Source organism: Kitasatospora sp. NPDC056651, assembly GCF_042792155.1.
Lineage (GTDB): Bacteria > Actinomycetota > Actinomycetes > Streptomycetales > Streptomycetaceae > Kitasatospora.
On sequence record NZ_JBHTWX010000218.1, the window covers coordinates 1 to 3,162 of the forward strand.

At 72.5% G+C, this 3,162-nt stretch carries 1 protein-coding gene; it reads right to left on the bottom strand.

Features of this window, described 5'->3' with window-relative positions:
• Positions 1-3,063 (bottom strand): SDR family NAD(P)-dependent oxidoreductase (locus tag ACFRAR_RS38425; RefSeq protein ID WP_380705045.1); only part of this gene is annotated, 3,063 nt, incomplete at its 3' end.
• Positions 3,064-3,162: the final 99 nt, after the last annotated feature.

Genomic DNA, 3,162 nt, shown 5'->3' on the forward strand with positions numbered 1-3,162 from the left:
CCGCAGTGCTTGGGCGGCCAGGTGGATGGCGACGAGTGAGGAGGAGCAGGCCGTGTCGACGGTGACGGCCGGGCCCTCCAGGCCGAGGGTGTAGGAGACGCGGCCCGAGGCCACACTGCCCGCGCTGCCACTGGTGAGATAGCCCTCCAGTTCGGCCGGCATGTGGTGGAGCCTGGACGCGTAGTCGTTGTACATGACGCCGGTGAAGACGCCGGTCTGGCTGCCGCGCAGCGCGGAGGGGTCGATTCCGGCGCGTTCGAGGGCTTCCCAGGCGGTTTCCAGGAGGAGGCGCTGCTGGGGGTCGGTGGCGAGGGCCTCGCGGGGGCTCAGGCCGAAGAACTCGGGGTCGAAGTCGGCGGCGTCGTGGAGGAAGCCGCCGTGCCGGGTGTAGGAGTGTCCGGCCTTGGCGGGGTCGGGGTCGTAGAGGTCGTCGAGGTTCCAGCCGCGGTCGGTGGGGAAGTCGCCGATGGCGTCGGTGCCGTCGGCGACCAGGCGCCAGAGGTCCTCGGGTGAGGTGACTCCGCCGGGGTAGCGGCAGGCCATACCGACGATGACGACCGGGTCGTCCGTGGTCGCGACGACGGCCGGAACGGCCGCCGCCACGGCTGTCGACGTTCCGAGGAGCTGTCGGCGCAGGTGGTCGGCGAGTGCGGTGGGCGTGGGGTGGTCGAAGACGAGCGTGGCGGGCAGGCGCAGGCCGGTGGCGGCGTTCAGCCGGTTGCGGAGCTCGACCGCCATCAGCGAGTCGAAGCCCAGTGCCTTGAACTCGCGTGCCGCATCGATGGATTGAGGATCGTCGTAGCCGAGTACGCCGGCCGCGGCCTGGCGGACGAGGTCCGTCGTCCGGGCCCGCTGCTGGTCCTCGGGGAGACCGGCCAGCGTCCGGCCCAGCGACGGCTCGTCGCGCTTCGTCGGCCGTGCGGGGGTGCAGACGAAACCGCGGAGCACGGCCGGCAGGTGCTGCTCGGCCCGGGCCCGGAGCGCGGCCGTGTCCAGCCGGGCCGGTACCAGCGAGGGGTGTTCCGTGCCGAGTGCCGCGTCGAAGAGGGCGAGCCCCTCCTGGGCGCTGAACGGTGCGATGCCCAGCCGTTCCAGACGGGCGAGGTCCACCGCGTCCAGAGCGCTCGCCATGCTGTAGGCCACGTCCCAGAGGCCCCAGGCGAGGGAGGTGGCGGGGAGTCCTTGGGTGTGGCGGTGGTGGGCGAGGGCGTCGAGGTAGGTGTTGGCGGCGGCGTAGTTGGCTTGGCCGGGGTTGCCGATGGTGCCGGCGATGGAGGAGTAGAGGACGAAGGCGCGGAGGTCGTGGTTGCGGGTTGCGCGGTGGAGGTTTCGGGCGGTGTCGGCTTTGGCGTGGAGGACGGTTGCGAGGCGTTGTGGGGTGAGGCTGTCGAGGGTGGTGTCGTCGGTGGTGCCGGCGGTGTGGATGACGGCGGTGAGGGGGTGTTGGTGGGGGATGGTGGCGAGGAGGTCGGTGAGGGCGTCGGGGTCGGCGATGTCGCAGGCGGTGATGGTGGTGTCGGCGCCCAGGGCCGTCAGTTCGGTGTGGAGTTCGGTGGCGCCGTCGGCGTTGGGGCCGCTTCGGCTGACGAGGAGGAGGTGGCGGGCGCCGTGTTGGGTGACGAGGTGGCGGGCGAGGAGGGTGGCGAGGGTGCCGGTGCCGCCGGTGATGAGGATGGTGCCGTCGGGGTCGAGGTGGGGTGTGTGGGTGGCGGTGGTGGTGTGGGCTCGTTTGAGGCGGGGGGCGAGGAAGGTGTTGTGGCGGAGGGCGAGTTGGGGTTCGCCGGTGGCGAGTGCGGTGGTGAGGAGGTCGGGGGAGAGGGAGGTGGTGTCGGTGTCGGTGTCGGTGTCGAGGAGGACGAAGCGGTCCGGGTGTTCGGACTGCGCGGTGCGCACCAGACCCCACACCGACGCGGCGACGACGTCGATGCCGTCGACGGCGTCGTCCGCGACCGCGCCCCTGGTGATCACGACCAGGGGGGAATCCGGCGCGTCCGCGGCGAGGTGACCCTGGACGGCGGCGAGGGCCCGGCCCAGCCTGTCGCGCAGTTCCTCCGGACCGCCCGTGCCGGTGGTGGGCTCCACCTGGTGGACCACTGCCCCGTGGTCGGCGTTCCGGTCCGGGGGTGTGGGAACCGGCGACCAGTCCAGTCGGAACAGGGAGTCGTGCATCCCGGATCCTGCCGTGAGACGCCGGGGGTCCACGGCGCGAACCGTCAGGGACGAAGCGGAGAGCACCGGCCTGCCGGAGTCGTCGGTCACCGTCAGCGCCACGCCGTCCTCTCCGGTCGGCGTGAGCCGGGCCCGCAGCGATGTCGCGCCGGCGCGGTGCAGAACGACGTCGGACCAGGCGAACGGCAGCCGTACCGGCCGCGTTCCGCCGCCCTGTTCCGGGCCGTCCAGGCCGTCCAGGACGATCGGGTGGAGCACGGAGTCGAGCAGCGCGGGATGCAGCGCGAACCCGCTGCCGCCCGCCTCCTCGTCGAACCGCAGCTCGGCGAAGGTCTCCTCGCCGAGCCGCCAGGCGGCCCGCAGCCCCTGGAAGGCGGGCCCGTAGTCGTAACCGTGGTCGGCGAGCAGCCCGTACGCCCCGTCGAGACCGAGGGGGACGGCGCCCGCGGGTGGCCACGCAACCGTGGCGTCCTCGGGCACGGTGTCCGGGACCGCGGGTACGAGGGTGCCGGTGGCGTGCCGCGTCCACTCGGAGCGGCCCGCCTGCCGGGAGTGCATCCGGACCGGTCGCGCCCCTGAGGCGTCTTCGGCGCGGACGACCAGCTGGATGTCCACCTCGATGCCGTCCGGCAGTACCAGCGGGTTCTCCAGCGTCAGTTCCCTTACCACGGGTACGTCGAGACGTGCGCCCGCGAGCAGCATGAGCTCCAGCACGGCCGTACCGGGCAGGAGCGGCGTGCCGAACACGGCGTGGTCCGCGAGCCACGGCTGTGTCGCCGACGACAGCCGGCCGGTGAACACGTGTCCCTCGTCGTCGGCCAGTTCCACGGTGGCGCCGAGCAGCGGGTGGTCCGCCGTGAGCATCCCCACCGCACCCAGGTTCGTGGAGGTCACCGGTGTGTCGATCCAGTGGCGTTGGCGTTGGAAGGGGTAGGTGGGGAGGGGGGTGTGGGTGGTGGTGGTGTGGTGGGTGTGCCAGTTGATGGGGGTGCC